This window comes from Caulobacter sp. GW822-FHT07D08, from assembly GCF_058798735.1.
The window spans coordinates 204,984-223,572 of the sequence record NZ_JBXAKU010000001.1; the positions used below are offsets into that span (position 1 = coordinate 204,984).

The following is an 18,589-nucleotide window of genomic DNA, read 5'->3' on the forward strand; positions in this document are numbered from 1 at the left end:
CGATGCCTCAAGCTTATGGCGCATCGCCGAACCTTGCCATGCATTGATCTGCGATCTCGACGTCTGGGGCCGCGCGTAGCATGATGCCGATGCGTTGTTCGACGCGCCGCTGTTCCCATCGGGAAATAGGGTGTCGCTCTTTCTTGAGGTCGTCGATCAGCTTCCTTCCGAAGGCTTCGTAATGCTGGCCTAGGAAAGCCTCGGACGGGAACATGGGGACTGAGCTCTCGAGCAGGCCGGCCACGAACTGGCACGCCCCGTTGTCTACAACTCTATCGCCGCTTAGCAGGTCGCGACCAGCGCCTTCGGCTGGGAGCCGCCCATGACAGCGGTCTAGGTCTTCTTCCGTGGTCTTGGCCTTCGCGGCCTCGGCGAGAGCGAGTTTGAGAAGCGGCACCCGACCCTCTTCATAGCGGCCGTGGGGGATCAGGATCTCGTTCGCGAAGTAACGGTAGGCCCAGGTTCCCCTGAAAGACCATGCCTCGCCGCCGTTCGCCCGCGCTTCCCGGAACATCGCGGCGGCGCATACGCCAGATGCGCGCACGTCGTCGTCAAGTGGCTCGGACGCGCGCGGGAGAGCGAGGCCCGGCGTCGCGACGGCGAACAGAAGGGCCGCCGAAACCCAGCCGGTGATAAGCGTCCGAAACATGAAGCCGCCTGCTCGTTAGAGTCGAGCGTAGGCATCGCAGCCGCGCATGAGAGCGTCAACGGAAACGGCTTGTTGAAAAAGAAGGGCCGCGTCCGGGGAGGACGCGGCCCAGTTTGTTTCGGGGGAGAAGATGGAAACGCTACGCTTACTGAACAAACTCAGAGGTGCAGGAACGCCTTGGCCACCGTGAACAGGCCGCCCCAGACGATGGCGTTCAACACCGAGGCCAGCAGAACCGCGAAACCCAGCGGCCACTGGCGGCCAGACCCCTTGGCGGGCCGACGGACAGGACGCGGATCGAACGGACGGGCTTGCGACGCAACGGTCATGAGGGGCTCCTTAACCATGACCCCATGGTCGAGATTGACTCGGCCTCCGCGAACCCGGCGACCTGTCGCGCGCCGCCTTGTCGCACCCGGGGCTTTGGGACAACGCTTGAGAGCGGTGAACCGTTGATTCTGCACCCGCCGTCCGGAGCCCGCATGACCGCCATCGTCCTCGACCAGGTCAGCAAGACGTACAGCGGCCAGATGGTGCTGGCGCCGACCTCGCTGAGCGTCGCCAAGGGCCGTTTCGTCGCCCTGGTCGGCGGCTCGGGCGCGGGCAAGACGACATTGCTGAAGCTGGTGAACGGTCTCTCGACGCCGTCGAGCGGCCGGGTGCTGCTGGACGGCGCGGACATCGCCGGCCGGCCGGGGCCGGAACTGCGGCGGGGCATCGGCTATGTCTTCCAGGAGATCGGCCTCTTTCCCCACATGACCGTGGGCCAGAACATCGGCGTCACGCCCGAGCTGCTGGGCTGGCCGGCCGACGAGATCGCCGCGCGGACCGACGAACTCCTCGACCTCGTGGCGCTGCCGCGCGAGATCGCTGGCCGCGCGCCGTCGCGGCTGTCGGGCGGCCAGCGCCAGCGGGTCGGCGTGGCGCGGGCGCTCGCCGCGCGCCCCTCGATCCTGCTGATGGACGAACCGTTCGGGGCGCTGGACCCGGTGACCCGCGCGGCCCTGGCCGACGACGTCAGGGCGCTGCACGCACGGCTGGGGCTGACCACGGTGATGGTCACCCACGACGTCGGCGAGGCCCTGCTGCTGGCCGACGAGGTGGTGGTGATGGCCGCCGGCAAGGTGCTGGCCCAGGCGCCGCCGCGCGCGCTGCTGGCGGGCCATCCCGATCCCGTTGTCGCCGAGCTGATCGCCGCGCCGAGACGGCAGGCCGAACGTCTCGCGGAGCTTGCCCGTGGCTGATCGTCTTTCGTCGGCTCTCGCCGTCCTGCCCGAGCGCCTGGGCTGGCATGTCACGCTCTCGGCCTCGGCTCTGGCTTTGGGTCTGGCCATCGCCTTGCCGCTGGGGATCGCCGCCGCGCGCAGTCCGCGCCTGAAGTGGATCGCGCTGGCGACCGCCGGCCTGGTCCAGACCATCCCCAGCCTGGCCCTGCTGGCGCTGTTCTACCCCGTCCTGCTGCTGCTCTCGGGCCTGGCGACGAAGGTGCTGGGCCATGGCTTTCCAGCCCTGGGCTTCCTGCCCTCGCTGCTGGCCCTCACCCTCTATTCGATGCTGCCGATCCTGCGGAACGCGGCGGCGGGCGTCTCCGGCGTCGACCCGGCCGTGGTCGAGGCCGCGCGCGGCGTCGGCATGACCGACCGCCAGAGGCTGTGGCGTGTCGAGCTGCCCCTGGCCGCGCCGGTGATCATGGCCGGGGTGCGCACCGCCGCCGTCTGGACGATCGGCGCGGCGACGCTCTCGACCCCGGTCGGCCAGACCTCTTTGGGCGACTACATCTTCTCGGGCCTGCAGACCGAGGACTGGGTGGCGGTGCTGGTCGGCTGCGCGGCCTCGGCGGGGCTGGCGCTGATCGTGGACGGCTTGCTGGGCTTGATCGAAGGCGGCGTGGCGCGGCGTGACGCCAAGCGCCTGTGGGCGGGCGGCGTGGGCTTGGGCGTCGGCCTACTGACGGCGATCGCGCCGCTGGCCGGCGCGGCGCTGTCGCAAGGCCGTCCCGCCTATGTGATCGGGGCCAAGAACTTCTCCGAGCAGTACATCCTGGCCGAGCTGATGGCTGGCAGGCTGGAGGCTCGGGGCGCCAGCGTGCAGCGCCGCGTCAACCTGGGTTCGGCCGTCGCCTACCGCGCCCTCGCCAGCGGCGAGATCGACGCCTATGTCGACTATTCCGGCACGCTGTGGGCCAACGTCCTGAACCGCACGGACAATCCCGGCCGCCAGGCGGTGCTGGACGGCCTGAGGACCCAGCTGAAGGCCCGCGACGGCGTCGTGCTGCTCAGCGCCCTGGGCTTCGAGAACGCCTACGCCCTGGCCATGCGCCGCGACCGCGCCGAGGCGCTGGGCGTGAAGACCCTGGCCGATCTGGCGACCAAGGCCCCCCAGCTGACCATGGGCGGCGACCTGGAGTTCTTCTCGCGGCCGGAGTGGGCGGCGGTGGTCAAGGCCTATGGTCTGAGCTTCAAGGCCAAGCGCCAGTTCCAGCCGACCTTCATGTATCGGGCGCTGGAGAGCCGCGAGGCCGACGTCATCTCGGCCTTCTCGTCGGACGGCCGGATCGCGGCCGACGACCTGGTGCTGCTCGGCGATCCGAAGGGCGCTCTGCCGCCCTACGATGCGGTGATCCTGGTCTCGCCGAAGCGGGCGGGGGATCCGCGGCTGCTAGAGGCCTTGGAGCCCCTTGGCGGCAGTATCGACGTCAAGGCGATGCAGGCGGCCAACTACGCGGTCGATCGGGACACCGGCAAGAAGAGCCCCGCCGAGGCGGCGGGGATGCTGGCGCGCTAGAGAATCCCCGGCAGGTCGAGCCCCTTCTCCCGCGCGCAGTCGAGGGCGATGTCGTAGCCCGCATCGGCGTGGCGCATGACGCCCGACGCGGGGTCGTTCCACAGCACCCGCGCGATCCGCTTGGCCGCGGCCTCGGTGCCATCGGCGACGATGACCATCCCCGCGTGCTGCGAGAAACCCATGCCAACCCCGCCGCCGTGGTGCAGCGACACCCAGGTCGCGCCCGAGGCGGTGTTGAGCAGGGCGTTCAGCAGCGGCCAATCCGACACCGCGTCCGAGCCGTCCTTCATCGCCTCGGTCTCGCGGTTGGGCGAGGCGACCGAGCCTGAGTCCAGATGGTCGCGGCCGATGACGATCGGGGCCTTCAGCTCGCCGCTCGCGACCATTTCGTTGAAGGCCAGGCCCAGGCGATGACGATCGCCGAGGCCCACCCAGCAGATGCGCGCCGGCAGACCCTGGAACTTGATCTTCTCGGCGGCCATGTCGAGCCAGTTGTGCAGGTGCGGATTGTCCGGGATCAGTTCCTTGACCTTGGCGTCGGTCCTGGCGATGTCCTGCGGATCGCCCGACAGCGCCGCCCAGCGGAACGGGCCGATCCCCCGGCAGAATAGCGGCCGGATATAGGCCGGCACGAAACCGGGGAAGTCGAAGGCGTTCTTGACGCCCTCTTCCAGCGCCATCTGGCGGATGTTGTTGCCGTAGTCGACGGTCGGGACGCCGGCGGCCTGGAAGTCCAGCATCGCCCGGACGTGGATGGCCATCGAGGCGCGGGCGGCCTTGTCGACGCTGGCCGGATCGCGTTCGCGGGCGTCGTGCCACTGGTCCAGGCTCCAGCCGGCCGGAATGTAGCCATTGACCGGGTCGTGGGCGCTGGTCTGGTCGGTCAGCAGGTCGGGGCGTACGCCGCGCTTGAACAGCACCGGCAGCAGCTCGGCGGCGTTGCCCAGCAGGCCGACCGAGATCGGAGATTTCGCGGCGCAGGACTCTTCGATCCAGGCGAGGGCCTGGTCGACGCTGTCGGTGGACTTGTCGAGATAGCCGGTGCGCAGCCGCATCTCGATCCGCGAGGGCTGGCGCTCGATGGCCAGGCACGAAGCGCCGGCCATCACCGCCGCCAGCGGCTGGGCCCCGCCCATGCCGCCCAGGCCCGCCGTCAGCAGCCACTTGCCCGACAGGTCGCCGGCATGGTGCTGGCGGCCCATCTCGACGAAGGTTTCGTAGGTGCCCTGCACGATGCCCTGGGCGCCGATATAGATCCACGAGCCGGCGGTCATCTGGCCGTACATGGCCAGACCCCGCTTATCGAGTTCGTTGAAGTGCTCCCAGGTGGCCCAGCGCGGCACCAGGTTGGAGTTGGCGATCAGCACCCGCGGCGCGTCGGCATGGGTGCGGAAGACGCCGACCGGCTTGCCGGACTGGACCAGCAGGGTTTCGTCGTCCTCGAGCCGGCGCAGGGTCTCGACGATCTTGTCGAAGCTCTCCCAGTCGCGGGCCGCGCGGCCGATGCCGCCATAGACCACCAGTTCCTCCGGCCGCTCGGCGACGTCGGGGTGCAGGTTGTTCATCAGCATCCGCAGCGGGGCTTCGGTCAGCCAGGACTTGGCGGAAAGTTCGGTCCCCGTGGCGGGGCGGATGACGCGGGTGTTGTCGCGGCGGGTCATGGGGATCCTCGGCGGGGCCGTCCTCGTCCTTCGACAGGCTCAGGATGAGGACGAATTCAGGCTCGGAGCGATCATTCGAAACCTCATCCTGAGCCTGTCGAAGGACGAGGTTTCGCCGCGCGATCAGGTCGTGTTCGCGAAATCCAGGCAGGCCGTCAGCACGTCTTCCAGCACCGCGCGCAGCGGCTCGGCGCGGTCGGCGTGGAAGGGCGCGGGCCAGGTGTCGGGCGTCGGCGGTTCGACCGGGTCGTCCATGTAGCCCCGACAGGCCAGTTCCATCTGGATGGCGTGGACGCCCGCGCCGGGCTGGCCGTAGTGGCGCGTGGTCCAGCCGCCCCTGAAACGGCCGTTGGTGACGCGGGATCGGTCCGAAGCGTCGCAGGCGGCCTCGACGGCGGCGGTCAGGACGGGGGCGCAGCTGGCGCCGCCGTTGGTCCCAAGATTGAACTGCGGCAGCTCGCCATCGAACAGGCGCGGGACGTGCGAGCGGATCGAGTGAGCCTCGTACAGCACCACGGTCGGATGGACCGCGCGCAGGCGGTCGATCTCGGCGCGCAGGGCGGCGTGATAAGGTTCGAAGTAGGTGGTGCGGCGACGGTCGATCTCGGCCGCGTCGGGGCCGCCGTCGCGATAGAGCGGCTCACCGTCGAAGGTGGTGGTGGGGCACAGTTCCGTGGTCGCCTGGCCCGGATAGAGCGAGGCGCCGGACGGGTCGCGATTGACGTCGATGACGGTGCGCGAGATCGCCGTCCGCACGATCGTCGCGCCCATCCCCTCGGCGAAGGCGTACAGCCGATCGACCCACCAGTCGGCGTCCTTGCGGGCCAGCCAGGGGGAGACGAGATCGGCCTCGATGTCCGGCGGGATCTCGGTCCCGGTATGGGGGAGGGAAACGATCAGGGGGGCGGGGCCCTGTGTGACTTGAAGCCAATCCGTCATCCCCAAAAACCCGATCTCCCCGGCGAATGCCGGGGCCCAGATTCAGCCTGAGCGGTTGGGGATGACCCGGGAAGCGCCCTGTCAGCCTGTCGAGCGCGCGTGGGTTCGATCTGGGCCCCGGCATTCGCCGGGGAGAGCGGAGGAGGGGAGGGCATCAAGACACCCCCGGCAGGTCGCCCGCCGCCGCGATCACCGCGCCGCTCCGCACCAAGGCGTTCGCCGCTTCCAGGTCCGGGTGGAAATGGCGGTCGTCGTCCAGGTGGGGGACCTGGCTGCGCGTCAGCTTGCGCACGGCCTCCAGGGCCTTGCTCGACCGCAGCGGGGCGTGGAAGTCGCAGCCCTGCGCCGCCGCCAGCAGTTCGATGCCCAGCACCGCCGTGGCGTTCTCGACCATGCCCATCAGGCGCCGCGCGCCGTGCGCCGCCATCGAGACGTGGTCCTCCTGGTTGGCCGAGGTCGGGATCGAGTCGACGCTGGCCGGATAGGCCTTCTGCTTGTTCTCCGAGACCAGGGCGGCGGCCGTGACCTGCGGGATCATGAAGCCCGAGTTCAGGCCGGGCTTGGGCGTCAGGAACGCCGGCAGGCCCGACAGCGCCGGGTCGACCAGCATGGCGATGCGGCGCTCGGCGATCGAGCCGATCTCGCAGACCGCCAGGGCGATGATGTCGGCGGCGAAGGCCACCGGCTCGGCGTGGAAATTGCCGCCGGAGAGGGCCTCATCGGCTTCCGGGAAGATCAGCGGATTGTCCGAGACCCCGTTGGCCTCGGTCTCCAGCGTCGCCGCCGCCTGGCGCAGGACATCCAGCGCCGCGCCCATCACCTGCGGCTGGCAGCGCAGGCAATAGGGGTCCTGGACGCGCTCGTCCGCCTTCAGGTGCGACGCGCGGATTTCCGAGGTCGCCATCAGGTCGCGCAGGGCGGCGGCGGTCTCGATCTGGCCGGCGTGGCGGCGCAGGGCGTGGATGCGCGGATCGAACGGGGTGTCCGAGCCCTTGGCGGCTTCCGTCGACAGGGCGCCGGTGACCAGGGCCGACTGGAACAGCAGCTCGGCCTCGAACAGGCCAGCCAGGGCGTTGGCGGTCGAGAACTGGGTGCCGTTGAGCAGGGCCAGGCCTTCCTTGGGGCCGAGCGTCAGAGGCGAGAGGCCGGCCTTCTTCAGCGCCCTGGCGGCCGGCTTGCGTTCGCCATCGACGAAGATCTCGCCGACGCCGATCATGGTCGCGGCCATATGCGCCAGCGGCGCCAGGTCGCCCGAGGCGCCGACCGAGCCCTGGCACGGGATCACCGGCGTCAGGCCCTGGGCCAGCATCACCTCCAGCATGCGCACGGTCTCGACCCGCACGCCCGAGGCGCCCTGCGCCAGGCTGGCCAGTTTCAGGGCCATCATCAGGCGGATGACCGGGACCGGCGAGGGCTCGCCGACACCGGCCGCGTGCGACAGGACGATGTTGCGCTGCAGGGTCTCCAGGTCCGCGTCGCCGATGCGGACGCTGGCCAGTTTCCCAAAGCCGGTATTGATGCCGTAGACCGGCTCGCCCCTGGCCAGGATGCGTTCGACCGCCGCCGCGCTTTCCGCGATCAACGGCCAGGCCGTCTCCGCCAACCGCGCCGAGGCCCCGCGATAGATCGCCTTCCAATCGGCCAGCGGCACGTCGCCGGGGTTCAGAACAAGTTTGGTCACTGGCCTCTCCACACGCGCGCATGGAGCGGATTGAAGCCCATGCGATAGACAAGTTCGGCGGGACGCTCGATGTCCCAGATCGCGAGGTCGCAGGCCTTGTCGGCCTCCAGCGTCCCGCGGTCGTGCAGCAGGCCCAGCGCCCGCGCGGCATCGCGCGTGACGCCGGCCAGGCACTCCTCGACGGTCATCCGGAAGAGCGTGGCGGCCATGTTCATGACCAGCAGCGGCGAGGTGAGCGGCGAGGTGCCGGGATTGCAGTCGGTGGCCAGGGCCATGGGCACGCCCGCTTCCCGAAGGGCCGCGATCGGCGGGGTCTTGGTCTCGCGGGTGAAGTAGTAGGCGCCGGGCAGCAGGGTCGCCACCGATCCCGAGGCGGCCATGGCGGCGACCCCGGCGGCGTCCAGGTGCTCCAGGTGATCGGCCGACAGCGCCCCGAACTCGGCGGCCAGGGCCGCGCCATTGAGGTTCGACAGTTGCTCGGCGTGCAGCTTGACCGGCAGGCCGTGGGCCTTGGCCGCTTCGAACACGCGGCGGATCTGGTCGGGCGAAAAGCCGATTCCCTCGCAGAAGCCGTCGACCGCGTCGGCCAGGCCGCGCGCGGCGATGGCGGGAATCATCTTCTCGCAGACCAGGGCGATGTAGCCGTCCTTGTCGTCGCGGTATTCCGGCGGCAGGGCGTGGGCGCCGAGGAAGGTGGTGCTGACCCCGACACGGCGGATGTCGGCCAGGGTCCGGGCGGCGCGCAGGCTCTTGATCTCGTCGTCGAGGGAGAGGCCATAGCCGGACTTGATCTCGACCGTGGTGACGCCCTCGGCGATCAGGGCGTCGAGGCGGGGCAGGGCGACCTGGACCAGCTCCTGTTCCGAGGCCGCGCGGGTGGCCCGCATGGTCGAGACGATGCCGCCGCCGGCCCGGGCGATCTCTTCGTACGAGGCCCCGGCCAGGCGCAGCTCGAACTCGTGGGCGCGGTCGCCGGCGAAGACCAGGTGGGTATGCGGGTCGATCAGGCCGGGGGTGATCCAGCGCTCTTCGACATCGATGGTTTCGGCCGTTTCGAAGGTCGGCGCGCCCTCCGCCGGACCGGCATAGGCGATGCGCCCGTCCCGGCTGGCGACGACGCCGTCCTCGACGATCCCCAGGCCTTCGCGATACGGGGCCAGGGTCGCGAGACGGGCGTTGATCCACACCCGATCACAGCGCATGAGCCTGCCTCCCGCCAACGCGGACCGTCTCTTGCGGGCCGCTTCAATATGTATAGACATATTTGCGAACGATGAGGCTTGTCCAGTGACCGACGCGCAGAATTCCCCGGAGAAGTCGCTGGAATCCTCGACGGTGGTCTGGTGCGAGAGCGCCCTGCTGGCGGACGGCTGGGCGCGGGGCGTGAAGTTCACCATCACCGACGGCCGCATCGCCCGTATCGACACCGACACTAGCGCGGGCGACGCGGTCCGCCTCGGTCCCGCCCTGCCGGGCCTGGCCAACGTCCACAGCCACGCCTTCCAACGCGCGATGGCGGGACTGGCCGAAACGCGCGGCGAGACCGGAGATAACTTCTGGACCTGGCGCGAGGTCATGTACCGCTTCCTGGAACGGCTGGACCCGGACGTGGCCCAGGCCATCGCCGCCATGGGCCAGATCGAGATGCTGGAGGGCGGCTTCACGCGGGTGGGCGAGTTCCACTACCTGCACCACGCGCCCGATGGCGGCGCGTACGACAACCCGGCCGAGATGGCCGCGCGGATGGCGGCGGCGGCCGAGGAGACCGGGATCGGCCTGACCCTGCTGCCGGTGTTCTACGCGCACAGCAACTTCGGCGGCCTGCCGCCGACCGACGGCCAGAAGCGCTTCATCCACGACGTCGACGGCTTCGCGCGCTTGGTCGAGGCCTGCCGCGCGATCGTCGCCGACCTGCCCGAGGCGGTGGTCGGCGTCGCCCCGCACAGCCTGCGCGCGGTGACGGCCGAGGAACTGGACGCCATCGTCCCGCTGGCCGCTGGCGGGCCGATCCACATGCACGTGGCCGAGCAGACCAAGGAGGTCGACGACTGTCTGGCCGCCACCGGCCAGCGTCCGGTCCGCTGGCTGATGAACCACACCGAGGTCGACAAGCGGTGGTGCCTGATCCACGCCACTCACATCAACGCCACCGAGACCGAGCGCCTGGCCAAGAGCGGCGCGACGGCCGGCCTGTGCCCGGTGACCGAGGCCAATCTCGGCGACGGGATCTTTCCGACGCCGGACTACCTGGCCGCTGGCGGAAGCTTCGGAATCGGGACGGACTCCAACGTCGTGATCGACGCCGCCCAGGAGTTGCGGACCTTGGAGTACGCCCAGCGCCTGACCCGCCGGGCCCGCAACGTCTTGGCGGGCGGCCCGCGCCGTTCGACCGGCGGCGACCTGTGGCGCGCGGCGACGCTGGGCGGGGCCCAAGCCCTGGGCGTCGCCAATGGGACGACAAGGGGCGGCCTGCGGCGCGGCGCGGCGGCCGATTTCATCACCCTCGACACAAGCCATCCGAACATCGTCGGCCGTTCCGGCGATGCGCTGATCGACAGCCTGGTCTTCGCTGGCGGCGGGATCGACACCGTCTGGCGGCACGGCAAGCAGCTGGTCTCGGGCGGCCGCCACCACGCCCGCGAGCCGATCAGCGCGCGCTACGTCCAGACCCTGAAGGCCCTGCTGGCGTGACGGGACCGCTGCACCAGCGCATCCGCTCGGACATCGAGGCCCGCATCCGCTCCGGCGAGTGGGCGCCCGGCCACCGCGCGCCGATCGAGGCCGAGCTGATGGGCCAGTACGGCTGCTCGCGGATGACGGTGAACAAGGCCATGACCGCCTTGGTCGAGGCCGGGCTGATCGTGCGCCGCAAGCGCGCCGGCTCGTTCGTGGCCCGGCCCAAGGTTCACGCGCCGGTGCTGAACATCCCCGACATCCAGTCCGAGATCGTCGCGCGCGGCGAGACCTACGCCTTTCGCCTGCTGGCGCGGGCGGTGCGGTCGGCCGACCGTGACAGCCCGGGCGAGGTCGAGCTGGCGGCGGGCGGCAAGCTGCTCGCGCTGGACGGCGTCCACGACGCCGGCGGCCGGCCGTTCGCCCTGGAGCGGCGCCTCGTCGCCCTGAAGGCCGCGCCCGGGATGGAAGCCGCCGACTTCAACCATGTCCCGCCCGGCGCCTGGCTGCTGGAGCACGTCGCCTGGACCGAGGCCGAGAGCCGCATCAGCGCTGTCAACGCCGACGCCGACGACGCCCGCCTGCTGGCCCTCGACGAAGGCGCCGCCTGCCTGGTCGTCGACCGCCGCACCTGGCGCGAGGGCCAGCACGTCACGAGGGTCCGCCAGGTGTTCCCAGGCGAGGCCTACGACCTGGTGGCGCGGTTCGGGCCTGGCGCCTGACGCCGAGTCCGGCTTACCTCCTCGCCAAACCGGAGGACGCCCATGGACCTGCACGCGATCGCCATCCCGACCTACGCCCACATGCTGAAAGGCCTGTCGGCCCAGCTGTCCAAGGGCGAGGCCCATGCCGCCGAGCACGGCCTGGCGCCGGAGAGCCTGATCGGGGCGCGGCTGGCGGCGGACATGTTCCCGCTGTCGACCCAGGTGCGGTTCGTCTGCGTCCAGGCCAGCGACCTGCTGCGCTACCTGACGGGCGCGGAGTCGTTCGCCCCGGCCGAGGACGCGACCGACTTCGCCGGCCTGCGGGCCCAACTCGCCGACGCCGCGGCGCGGATCGAGGCGACGCCGGCCTCGGCCTTCGACGGCGCGGCCGAAAAGCCGATCGAGCTGAAGTTGCCCAACGGCATCGTCTTCGACCTGACCGGCGAGCAGTTCCTGCGCGACTGGGCCCTGGCCCAGTTCTATTTCCATGTCACGACCGCCTACGCGATCCTGCGCAACCAGGGCGTCCCGCTGGGCAAGCCCGACTGGGTCCCGCACATGTTCGCCTATATCCGTCCCGGCACGCTGCCCGGAGGTTGAGTCCTTCTGGCTACCCCCCGTTCGGGGGATGTCGGTCCCGGGCGCCGGAAACGTAGAACGGCGTTCGGGGGCCAGGTGTGACGCGTGGTGCGGCGAGGGTCCCGGAGGGATCCCGTCATGGCCGAGCCGACACTTCGCGATTTCCAGTTCCTGGTCCAGCTGATGGATGCGGGCCTCATCCAGGCCAGCTTCCGGTTTGCCGACCTGCGTGTTCTTCTGAAGAGCATTGGCGTGCTGACGCCCGAAGTCGACACCGCGCTGGCCATCGTCGAGGCCAATCCGGCGCTGATCGATCTCGGCATCCAGACGTTCAAGGAGGCCCTGAGCAAGTATCCGCTGGATACGCCGATCAGCGCGGCTTTCGGCGGGACGGGCGGCGGGACGGGCGGAGGGGGCGCGGTCGCCAATCCGATCACCCTGACCATGGATCAGATCCAGGACGCCTACAAAGCCCTGGCCGGCATCTCGGCCAACTCGTCCAAGGCGCTGTCGGAATATCTGAGCGGACCGAACGGCGAGAAGGTGGCCAACGCCTTCTACAACGAGATGAAGGAGCTGGCGCAGCTGCAGGCCGACGTCATCGCCAGCAAGATCACCAAGGCGGTCTTCATCGACAAGCTGGTCGGCTACTCGGTCGACACCTCGGCGCTAGCGCTGCAGGCGATGAACTTCTTCACCGGCAAGACGCCCAGCCAGGCGGCCCTGAACGACCTGATCGACAGCGCCACCAACACCACCGACCTGACCGACTACGCCTATGCGATCTACAACACCTCCAACAAATACATCGAGTTCGCGGTCAACCAGGCCATGAGCGGCGCGGGCGCGGCGTCGTTCAAGACCGCCTATGACGGCCTGTCGTTCCGCGACGCGGTGGTGAAGGCCTATGACGCCATCATCGGCAACGCCAAGGCCGCGGCGGCGGGGATCAATGTCAACGCGGCGATCGACTACATCGTCTCGCAGCAGAGCTACTTCACCGCCTACGGCCACGACGCCCTGGGGGCCAAGGCCGCCATGGCCGGCTTCGTCATGTACGCCGGCATGAACGCCGGGGTCGGAGCCTATGCCGAGTCGACCAAGGCCTTCCTGACCGACGCCTATGACGGCAAGGCCAGCTACGGCGGCGCCCTCGTGGCGGCCAAGGCGAGCATCCCGGCCTCGGCCGACGCGGTGGCCCTGGTCGCCCAGCCAGCCGACCACCACGACGCCGGCGCCTTCGTCTAGGAGGCCTCCTCTAGTCGGGCATCGTCTCGAACACCGCCAGGCCGTCCGGCAGGATCACCCAGTCCGGACGGTCGCGGTCGAACAGGGCCATGGACGGCTTGAACAGGGTCGGGTCGTCCAGGCTGCCGGCGTAGATCGTGTGGCTGTCGTGCAGCCCATGCTCGCCGCCGAAGACGAGGCCTCCGCAGGTGGGACACGAATTGCGGGTGGCCTCGCCCCCTCGGAAGGCCCGGCTGCGGTACTGCCGCGCCGGGCCTTTTATGGTCAGGGCCGACGCTGGAAATCCCATGAACGGAATGAAGCCCCCGCCCGACGCCTTGCGGCAGTCGGCGCAGCAGCACAGGCCCATGAAGTCCGGCGCGCGATCGGCCTCCCAGCGCAGAGCGCCGCACAGGCAGCCGCCCTTGAAGGACGCCGTCATCGGCGCGACGCGGTTCTGTTCTCGTCGCCCCCGGAAATCGGGTCCGCGAGCGGTTGGCGCCAGCGATGGAACAGCAGGCCGCCCAGCAGGATTGTCAGGCCCAGCAGGAGGGCGCCGCCACCGAGGCCGGTTTCCTGAAAGCGGATGTCGATCGGAACGGGATGGACATGGACCGGGCCGACTTTGAACGACCAAGGCTCGATCCGGACGGCGCGAGCCATCTCGCCGACCCCCGCCCACAGGGCGAAGATCAAGAGGCCATGGCGTTTCCAGATGTCCTGCATCACAACCTCCGGCGTCGAAGCAGAGTTTGGGTCGGCGCTGGGCGGGCGTCAAGAAAGCTTGAAATCAGCGGGGCGAGAGGATCTGCTCCAGCCTGTCTGGCGTCTGTGTCAGACGCTTCAGGCGCGGATACTTCAGGCCTCCGTGATAGGGGACCCGAACGACGCGAACGCGGTCGTCGGCCTTCACGCTGAGAGCGATCGGGGGCGAGCCCGACTCGGCGGCCGCGGCGATCGCGGCTCGCAGCGCCTCCGGGGTGTAGGGCCTGCCGGCGACCTTGACGATCCGGGTCCCGGCGATGACGCCGGCCCGGAAGAGCGGTCCGTCCCAGAGCGTTTCCTTGACCGCGCCGTCCGAGCCGATCTCCGCGCCCAGCGAGAATGTCAGCAGGCTGGCCTCGACGCTCTTCTCATAGGCGGTGACATAGGCGGACGGCCGCGTCTCGAAGACCAGGCGCCAACCCGAACGGGTCAGGCCGTCGAGCGGCGCGCGATCGTGGGCGTCGAGGCGGGCGTCAAGGAAGCCCGCCCAGTCGTAGGGCGCGACCGCGTTCAAGGCGTCGACGACATCCTCGACGTCATAGGTCGAAACGTTCATGTCGCCGTCGTCCACGCCGAAGAAGGCGCCGGCGAAATCGTCCAGCGACTTGGCGCCGTTGGTGCGCTCGCGGATCAGGGTGTCGACGTCCAGCCAGAGCAACTGGCCTTCCTCGTAGTAGTCGAGCGCGCGTAGCCAACTGGTGGAGCCCGTGCCGCCCGCGGAGTTCATGATGTAGGCGTTCGTCGTGTCCCGCAGGTCGCGCCAGCCGCGCCCTGGGGTGGCCTGGGCGTTGGCAGCGATCAGGGCCAGACGCTGGCGCATCTGCTCGGACGAATAGAGGCCCGACCGCGTGGCCAGCGTGTCGCCATAGTACTCGGTCAGGCCTTCATAGACCCAGAGCAGGCTGTTGCGCATCGGCGTCGTATAGTCCGGCGTCCAGAGGTCGGCCGGACGGCGGTGCTTGCCGTTCCAGGCGTGCACATACTCGTGGGCCAGGATGTCCCGGCCGCTGAACGCCGTGTCCCAGGCCGTGAAATAGCCCGCCGAGCTGTAGCCGTTCTCGCTGGACCTCTGATGCTCGGCGCCCAGATAGCCGACCGTGGGATTCAGGCTGAGCAGAAAGTCGTAGTGATCGAAATTGCGCGCGCCGCCGAACAGCTTGTCGGCCTGCTGGACGAGGCGGCGATGGATCGCGACCTGGGCCGGGGTCGCCTTCAGATCCTTGGGCGCGTCGGCGAACACGTTCAGCCGGACCGGGCGCGGCGATCCGGGATCGAGGTCGAAGACCGCCTTGTGGCGCCCGGCATAGACTGGCGAGTCCATCAGGGTTTCGAAGCTCGTGATCGCGAACCGCGTGGTCGCGCCGGAGGTCTCCGCGCCATCCAGAGCGGTGGCGAGGCTCCAGCCGGCGGGGACGGTCAGGGTGGGGCGGACGCGAATACGGCCGACCTCATAGCCGGCGGGATAGAGCGCGACGGCGGTCCACTTCAGCAGAACCAGGTTCGGCGTCACCGCGATCCGCACGGGACCGCCGGGCTGGGCCGTGGGCTGTTCCAGGCGGATGGTCAGGGATTGGACGCCGGGCGGGACGTCCACGTGGAAGGCCGTCATCTCGACCGGGTCGCGCCGCCAGGCCAGCCGCCGCCCGTCATCGGCGGTGATCGAGAAGCCGCTCATCAGCACGATCTGGGCGCTGGGCGAATGTTCTCCCGGGATCCACTTGGGCAGGGAGAGCACCAGGGGGCCTGGTGTCACCGGAAGGGTCTCGGTGACGCGGAACACCTTCCGCGTCGTGTCGCTGACATCGACCTTCAGGTCGATGACGCCCGGATAGTCCACCGCGCGCGCCGCGGGGATCGGCGGCGAGGGCGGAGCGGGCCTGGGACCGGCCAGCGCCGGGACGGCCGCCAGGGCCAGGCACGCGGCCAATACGAGCTTGGGCGTCATGCGGTTTCCTCGCGCGAAGTGGCGGAGCGGTCGCGGATGCGACCGCTCCGGGCCTGGCGTCACAGGCCGCTGGCGCCGCCGAACTTGTGGGTCAGCTGCAGGTAGTAGCTGCGTCCCGTCGAGGAGAACCATGAGGTGTCGTAGTACGGATACCCCGAATAGGTCGGGTCGCGGGGCGGGTCCTTGTCCAGCAGGTTGTCGACGGCCAGGCTCAGGCGGGTGCGGTCGTTGATCTCGTATTGGACCGTGGCGTTGACCATGTAGGTCGCCTTGGTCCAGCCGTCCTCGGCGTAGTTGGGCACCCGGTCGAGGCGCTGGCCGTGCAGGCCGACGCTGAGGCCGTCGAGCGTCCAGTTGATCGTCGCGCTGCTCTTGGTGCGCGGGATGTCATAGCCGCTGTCGAAGGCCAGTTGGTTCTCGATGGGATCGCCCGGGTACTGGCGGCTGGTGTGGTTGTGCACCCAGGTGTGCGCGAGGCTGAAGTTGAACGTCCCCAGGCTGCTGGTCGGCAAGCGATAGTGGACGGCGACATCGACGCCGGTGGTCCGCTCGGTGGCCACGTTGATGGGGTTGATCGTCACGGTGCTGATCGCGCCCGGCTTGATGGCGGCGGTCAGCGGGTTGCGCTTCACGCGCGCCAGGGCGTCGACGCAGGTCGGCGAGGCGATGCTGACGGCGGTTCCCGCCGACGTCTTGCCGATCCGGCAGTCGGCTTCCTGGCGCAGGACGCTGTCCAGGCTCATGTCCAGCACGGCGTTGTCCAGCTGGACGCGGAAGTAGTCGACCGAGATGTCGAAGTTGCGAACCGGCGACCAGACCGCGCCATAGTTGAACGACTTGGAGGTCTCCGGCTTCAGCTTGGCGTTGCCCAGGCGCACCTTGACCAGGCCTTCGTCGGCGTAGCTGCAATCGCCGACGTCCTCGTCCGGCTCCTCGGCGCGGCAGCGGAAGTAGTCGGTGCCCGAGGGGTGGCTGATGCCTTCCTTGGCGAACACGTAGTGCAGGTCCGGCGCGCGGAAGCCGGTGCCGTAGGCGGCGCGCAGCAGCAGGGCCTTCACGGGCCGCCATTCGACGCCGCCGTTGTAGGTGAACTTGTCGATCGTATTGCCGCCGTACTTGTAGCTGTCGTAGCGGCCGGCGGTGGACAGTTCGAGGCTGCTCAGCAGCGGGGCGCGGAACTCGTAGCCGGCGCCCCAGTGGTCGCGCGAGCCCGAGCCATCGGCGTCGCGGAGATTGTAGTAGTAGTTCACCGTGGCCAGCGGATCGAGGCCCAGCTTGTAGGACTGGTGGCCGTATTCGGCGACCGCCGCGAAGCCGACCGGGCCGGCGGGCAAGTGGAACAGTTCCGCCTGGTTGATCTGGAACGACACGCCCTGCTGGCGCGCGACCGGCTTGTAGGTCGTGCGGGCGGTGATCGAGTCGAACTCGGCCGTGGTCAGGGGCTTGTAGAGGCGCGCCGGATCGGCGTTGAAGATCGGATAGCCGCTGTCGGCGTCCACGCCCAGTTGGGAGCCCAGGAAAAGAGCGGTGGCCTTGGAGGTCACCACCTTGGGCCAGCTGATCGAGGAACGGTGCTGGCTGAAGTTGTAGAAGGCCTCGTAGTCCCAGCCGCCGCCCAGCGAGCCCTTCACGCCCGGCGTGATGCTGAAGGTCTTGGAGACGTTCTTGATGAAGCCCTTGTTCAGCCCGCCCATCTCCTCGGGCGTGAACTGGCGATGCCAGAGATCCAGCGCGCCGATGAACTGGTTGTAGAAGATGCCGTCCTCGCTGCCGTTGGCGTCCTGGTACTCCCAGCTCAGGACGTCCTGGAACTGCCGGGTGCGGCTGTAGCCCGCCGAGATGTCGGCGAAGAACGAGAGGGTGTCGCGGGGGGCGTAGTTGAGCGAGGCGACGACGTTGGCGCTCTTGCGCTCGCTGACGATCGTGCCGTAGCCGATCGAGCTGTAGCTGCCGCAGTAGAAGCCGGGATCGCCGTCGGGACCCCAGCCAGGGCGGCTGACATATTCGATCGACCCGTCATTGAGCTTCGAGAGCGCCTTGCAGGTGTTCGCGCCCGGATCGATGTAGACCTCTTCGGTCGGCTCCATCCGCATGAAGTCGCGCCGCGCGATCGCCGTGCGCTTGGTCGGGCTGTCCTTGGTGCTGTCCTGAATGTCGCGGTCATAGGCCCAGACCGGACGCTGATTGACGAACTCGCCGCCGATCACCAGGTCGAAGTTGTCCTTGGAATAGCCGCTCGAGATGTTGACGCGCTGGCTGGCGCCGCCGCCGTGCTCGTAGCCGCCGAAGGTCACGTCGACCGTCGTGCCGTCGACCTTCTTCTTCAGATTGAAGTTCACCACGCCCGAGATGGCGTCCGAGCCGTAGACGGCCGAGGCGCTGCCGCTCAGCACCTCGATGCGGTCGATCATGCCCAGCGGGATCGACGAGGTGTCGGTGAAGGCGCTCTTGCCGTTGTAGGGCAGCGGGAAATCGGCGATGCGGCGGCCGTTGACCAGCACCAGCGTATGGTTGGGGCCCAGGCCGCGCAGGTCGACCTGCTGGGCGCCGGGTGTCCAGTCCATGCCGCTGGACGATTGCTGGGTCTGGGTTTCGCCGCCGTTCTGGGTCAGGGCGCGCATGACGTCCGGGACGCTGTTGAAGCCCGCGGCCTTGATGTTGTCGCTGGTGATGACCGTGACGGGGGCGGGGCCTTCGGTCGCGATGCGAGGGATGCGCGAGCCGGTGATCACCAGCGTCTCGACGGCGTCGTCGCTGGTGGTCGACGTCGTCTGCGCGGCCGCCTGGCCGACGATCAGAAGGCCGGCCGCGCCAGCCAATGCGCTGGCGCGAAGAAGATGCGTCTTCATGGATATCCCCCTTTTTGTTGCGCCGACGGTCCTGTCCTGGGTGCTCAGCACCTCGGCGTTGCTCCGAGATTGCATCCATTTGGATCGCGGCTTTCGCAGATTGAAAGCTGGAAATGACAGATTGTCAAAATTT

16 protein-coding genes are annotated in these 18,589 nt (G+C 69.1%); 6 read left to right on the forward strand and 10 right to left on the reverse strand.

Translation table 11 applies throughout. From position 1 onward, the window contains the following. Positions 1-13: 13 nt before the first annotated feature. Both AC1RJ9_RS00985 and AC1RJ9_RS00990 read right to left on the reverse strand, forming a co-directional pair. The gene (locus tag AC1RJ9_RS00985; RefSeq protein WP_492835562.1) at positions 14-649 is read right to left on the reverse strand and encodes a hypothetical protein; all 636 of its coding nucleotides are present in this window, start codon (positions 647-649) and stop codon (positions 14-16) included. A gap of 158 nt (positions 650-807) precedes the next feature. Continuing rightward, complete coding sequence (locus AC1RJ9_RS00990; RefSeq protein ID WP_492835560.1) at positions 808-978, reverse strand: hypothetical protein; 171 nt, start codon at positions 976-978, stop codon at positions 808-810. Between the two features lie 153 nt (positions 979-1,131). On the opposite strand from AC1RJ9_RS00990, the gene AC1RJ9_RS00995 reads away from it, so the two are divergent. Then, a complete protein-coding gene (locus tag AC1RJ9_RS00995; protein WP_492835558.1) occupies positions 1,132-1,893 on the forward strand; it encodes an ATP-binding cassette domain-containing protein in 762 nt (253 codons plus the stop codon). Then, positions 1,886-3,433 (forward strand): glycine betaine ABC transporter substrate-binding protein, encoded by a 1,548-nt coding sequence (locus AC1RJ9_RS01000; RefSeq protein WP_492835556.1) that lies wholly within the window; start codon positions 1,886-1,888, stop codon positions 3,431-3,433. Before AC1RJ9_RS00995 ends, AC1RJ9_RS01000 begins: the two co-directional genes overlap by 8 nt. Here AC1RJ9_RS01000 and hutU read toward each other — a convergent pair. The 4 genes from hutU to hutI all read right to left on the reverse strand — a co-directional run bounded on the left by hutU (position 3,430) and on the right by hutI (position 8,916). Continuing rightward, on the reverse strand, positions 3,430-5,094 hold the full coding sequence (gene hutU, locus AC1RJ9_RS01005; protein ID WP_492835554.1) for a urocanate hydratase: 1,665 nt from the start codon (positions 5,092-5,094) through the stop codon (positions 3,430-3,432). The genes AC1RJ9_RS01000 and hutU overlap by 4 nt on opposite strands. A gap of 123 nt (positions 5,095-5,217) precedes the next feature. Further along, complete coding sequence (gene hutG, locus AC1RJ9_RS01010; protein ID WP_492835552.1) at positions 5,218-6,033, reverse strand: N-formylglutamate deformylase; 816 nt, start codon at positions 6,031-6,033, stop codon at positions 5,218-5,220. A gap of 154 nt (positions 6,034-6,187) precedes the next feature. Further along, entirely contained in the window at positions 6,188-7,726 is a 1,539-nt protein-coding gene (hutH, locus tag AC1RJ9_RS01015) for a histidine ammonia-lyase (protein ID WP_492835550.1), read from the reverse strand. Next, a complete protein-coding gene (gene hutI, locus AC1RJ9_RS01020) occupies positions 7,711-8,916 on the reverse strand; it encodes an imidazolonepropionase (RefSeq protein ID WP_492835548.1) in 1,206 nt (401 codons plus the stop codon). Before hutI ends, hutH begins: the two co-directional genes overlap by 16 nt. An 85-nt stretch (positions 8,917-9,001) precedes the next feature. Between hutI and AC1RJ9_RS01025 the strand changes: the two genes are divergently transcribed. The 4 genes from AC1RJ9_RS01025 to AC1RJ9_RS01040 all read left to right on the forward strand — a co-directional run bounded on the left by AC1RJ9_RS01025 (position 9,002) and on the right by AC1RJ9_RS01040 (position 12,918). Beyond that, complete coding sequence (locus AC1RJ9_RS01025) at positions 9,002-10,405, forward strand: formimidoylglutamate deiminase (protein WP_492835546.1); 1,404 nt, start codon at positions 9,002-9,004, stop codon at positions 10,403-10,405. Then, entirely contained in the window at positions 10,402-11,109 is a 708-nt protein-coding gene (gene hutC, locus AC1RJ9_RS01030; protein WP_492835544.1) for a histidine utilization transcriptional repressor HutC, read from the forward strand. The genes AC1RJ9_RS01025 and hutC overlap by 4 nt, the downstream gene beginning before the upstream one ends. A 42-nt stretch (positions 11,110-11,151) precedes the next feature. Next, entirely contained in the window at positions 11,152-11,691 is a 540-nt protein-coding gene (locus AC1RJ9_RS01035; protein WP_492835542.1) for a DUF1993 domain-containing protein, read from the forward strand. Between the two features lie 117 nt (positions 11,692-11,808). Next, a complete protein-coding gene (locus AC1RJ9_RS01040; protein ID WP_492835540.1) occupies positions 11,809-12,918 on the forward strand; it encodes a hypothetical protein in 1,110 nt (369 codons plus the stop codon). Between the two features lie 10 nt (positions 12,919-12,928). Here the strand turns inward: AC1RJ9_RS01040 and AC1RJ9_RS01045 are convergent, their stop codons facing one another. The 4 genes from AC1RJ9_RS01045 to AC1RJ9_RS01060 form a co-directional block, all read right to left on the reverse strand. After that, a complete protein-coding gene (locus AC1RJ9_RS01045; protein WP_492835538.1) occupies positions 12,929-13,339 on the reverse strand; it encodes a GFA family protein in 411 nt (136 codons plus the stop codon). Beyond that, on the reverse strand, positions 13,336-13,623 hold the full coding sequence (locus tag AC1RJ9_RS01050) for a hypothetical protein (RefSeq protein ID WP_492835536.1): 288 nt from the start codon (positions 13,621-13,623) through the stop codon (positions 13,336-13,338). The genes AC1RJ9_RS01045 and AC1RJ9_RS01050 overlap by 4 nt, the downstream gene beginning before the upstream one ends. A gap of 64 nt (positions 13,624-13,687) precedes the next feature. Beyond that, positions 13,688-15,607 (reverse strand): M61 family metallopeptidase, encoded by a 1,920-nt coding sequence (locus AC1RJ9_RS01055; RefSeq protein WP_492835534.1) that lies wholly within the window; start codon positions 15,605-15,607, stop codon positions 13,688-13,690. Positions 15,608-15,666: 59 nt separating this feature from the next. Then, entirely contained in the window at positions 15,667-18,456 is a 2,790-nt protein-coding gene (locus AC1RJ9_RS01060) for a TonB-dependent receptor plug domain-containing protein (protein WP_492835532.1), read from the reverse strand. Between the last annotated feature and the right edge of the window lie 133 nt (positions 18,457-18,589).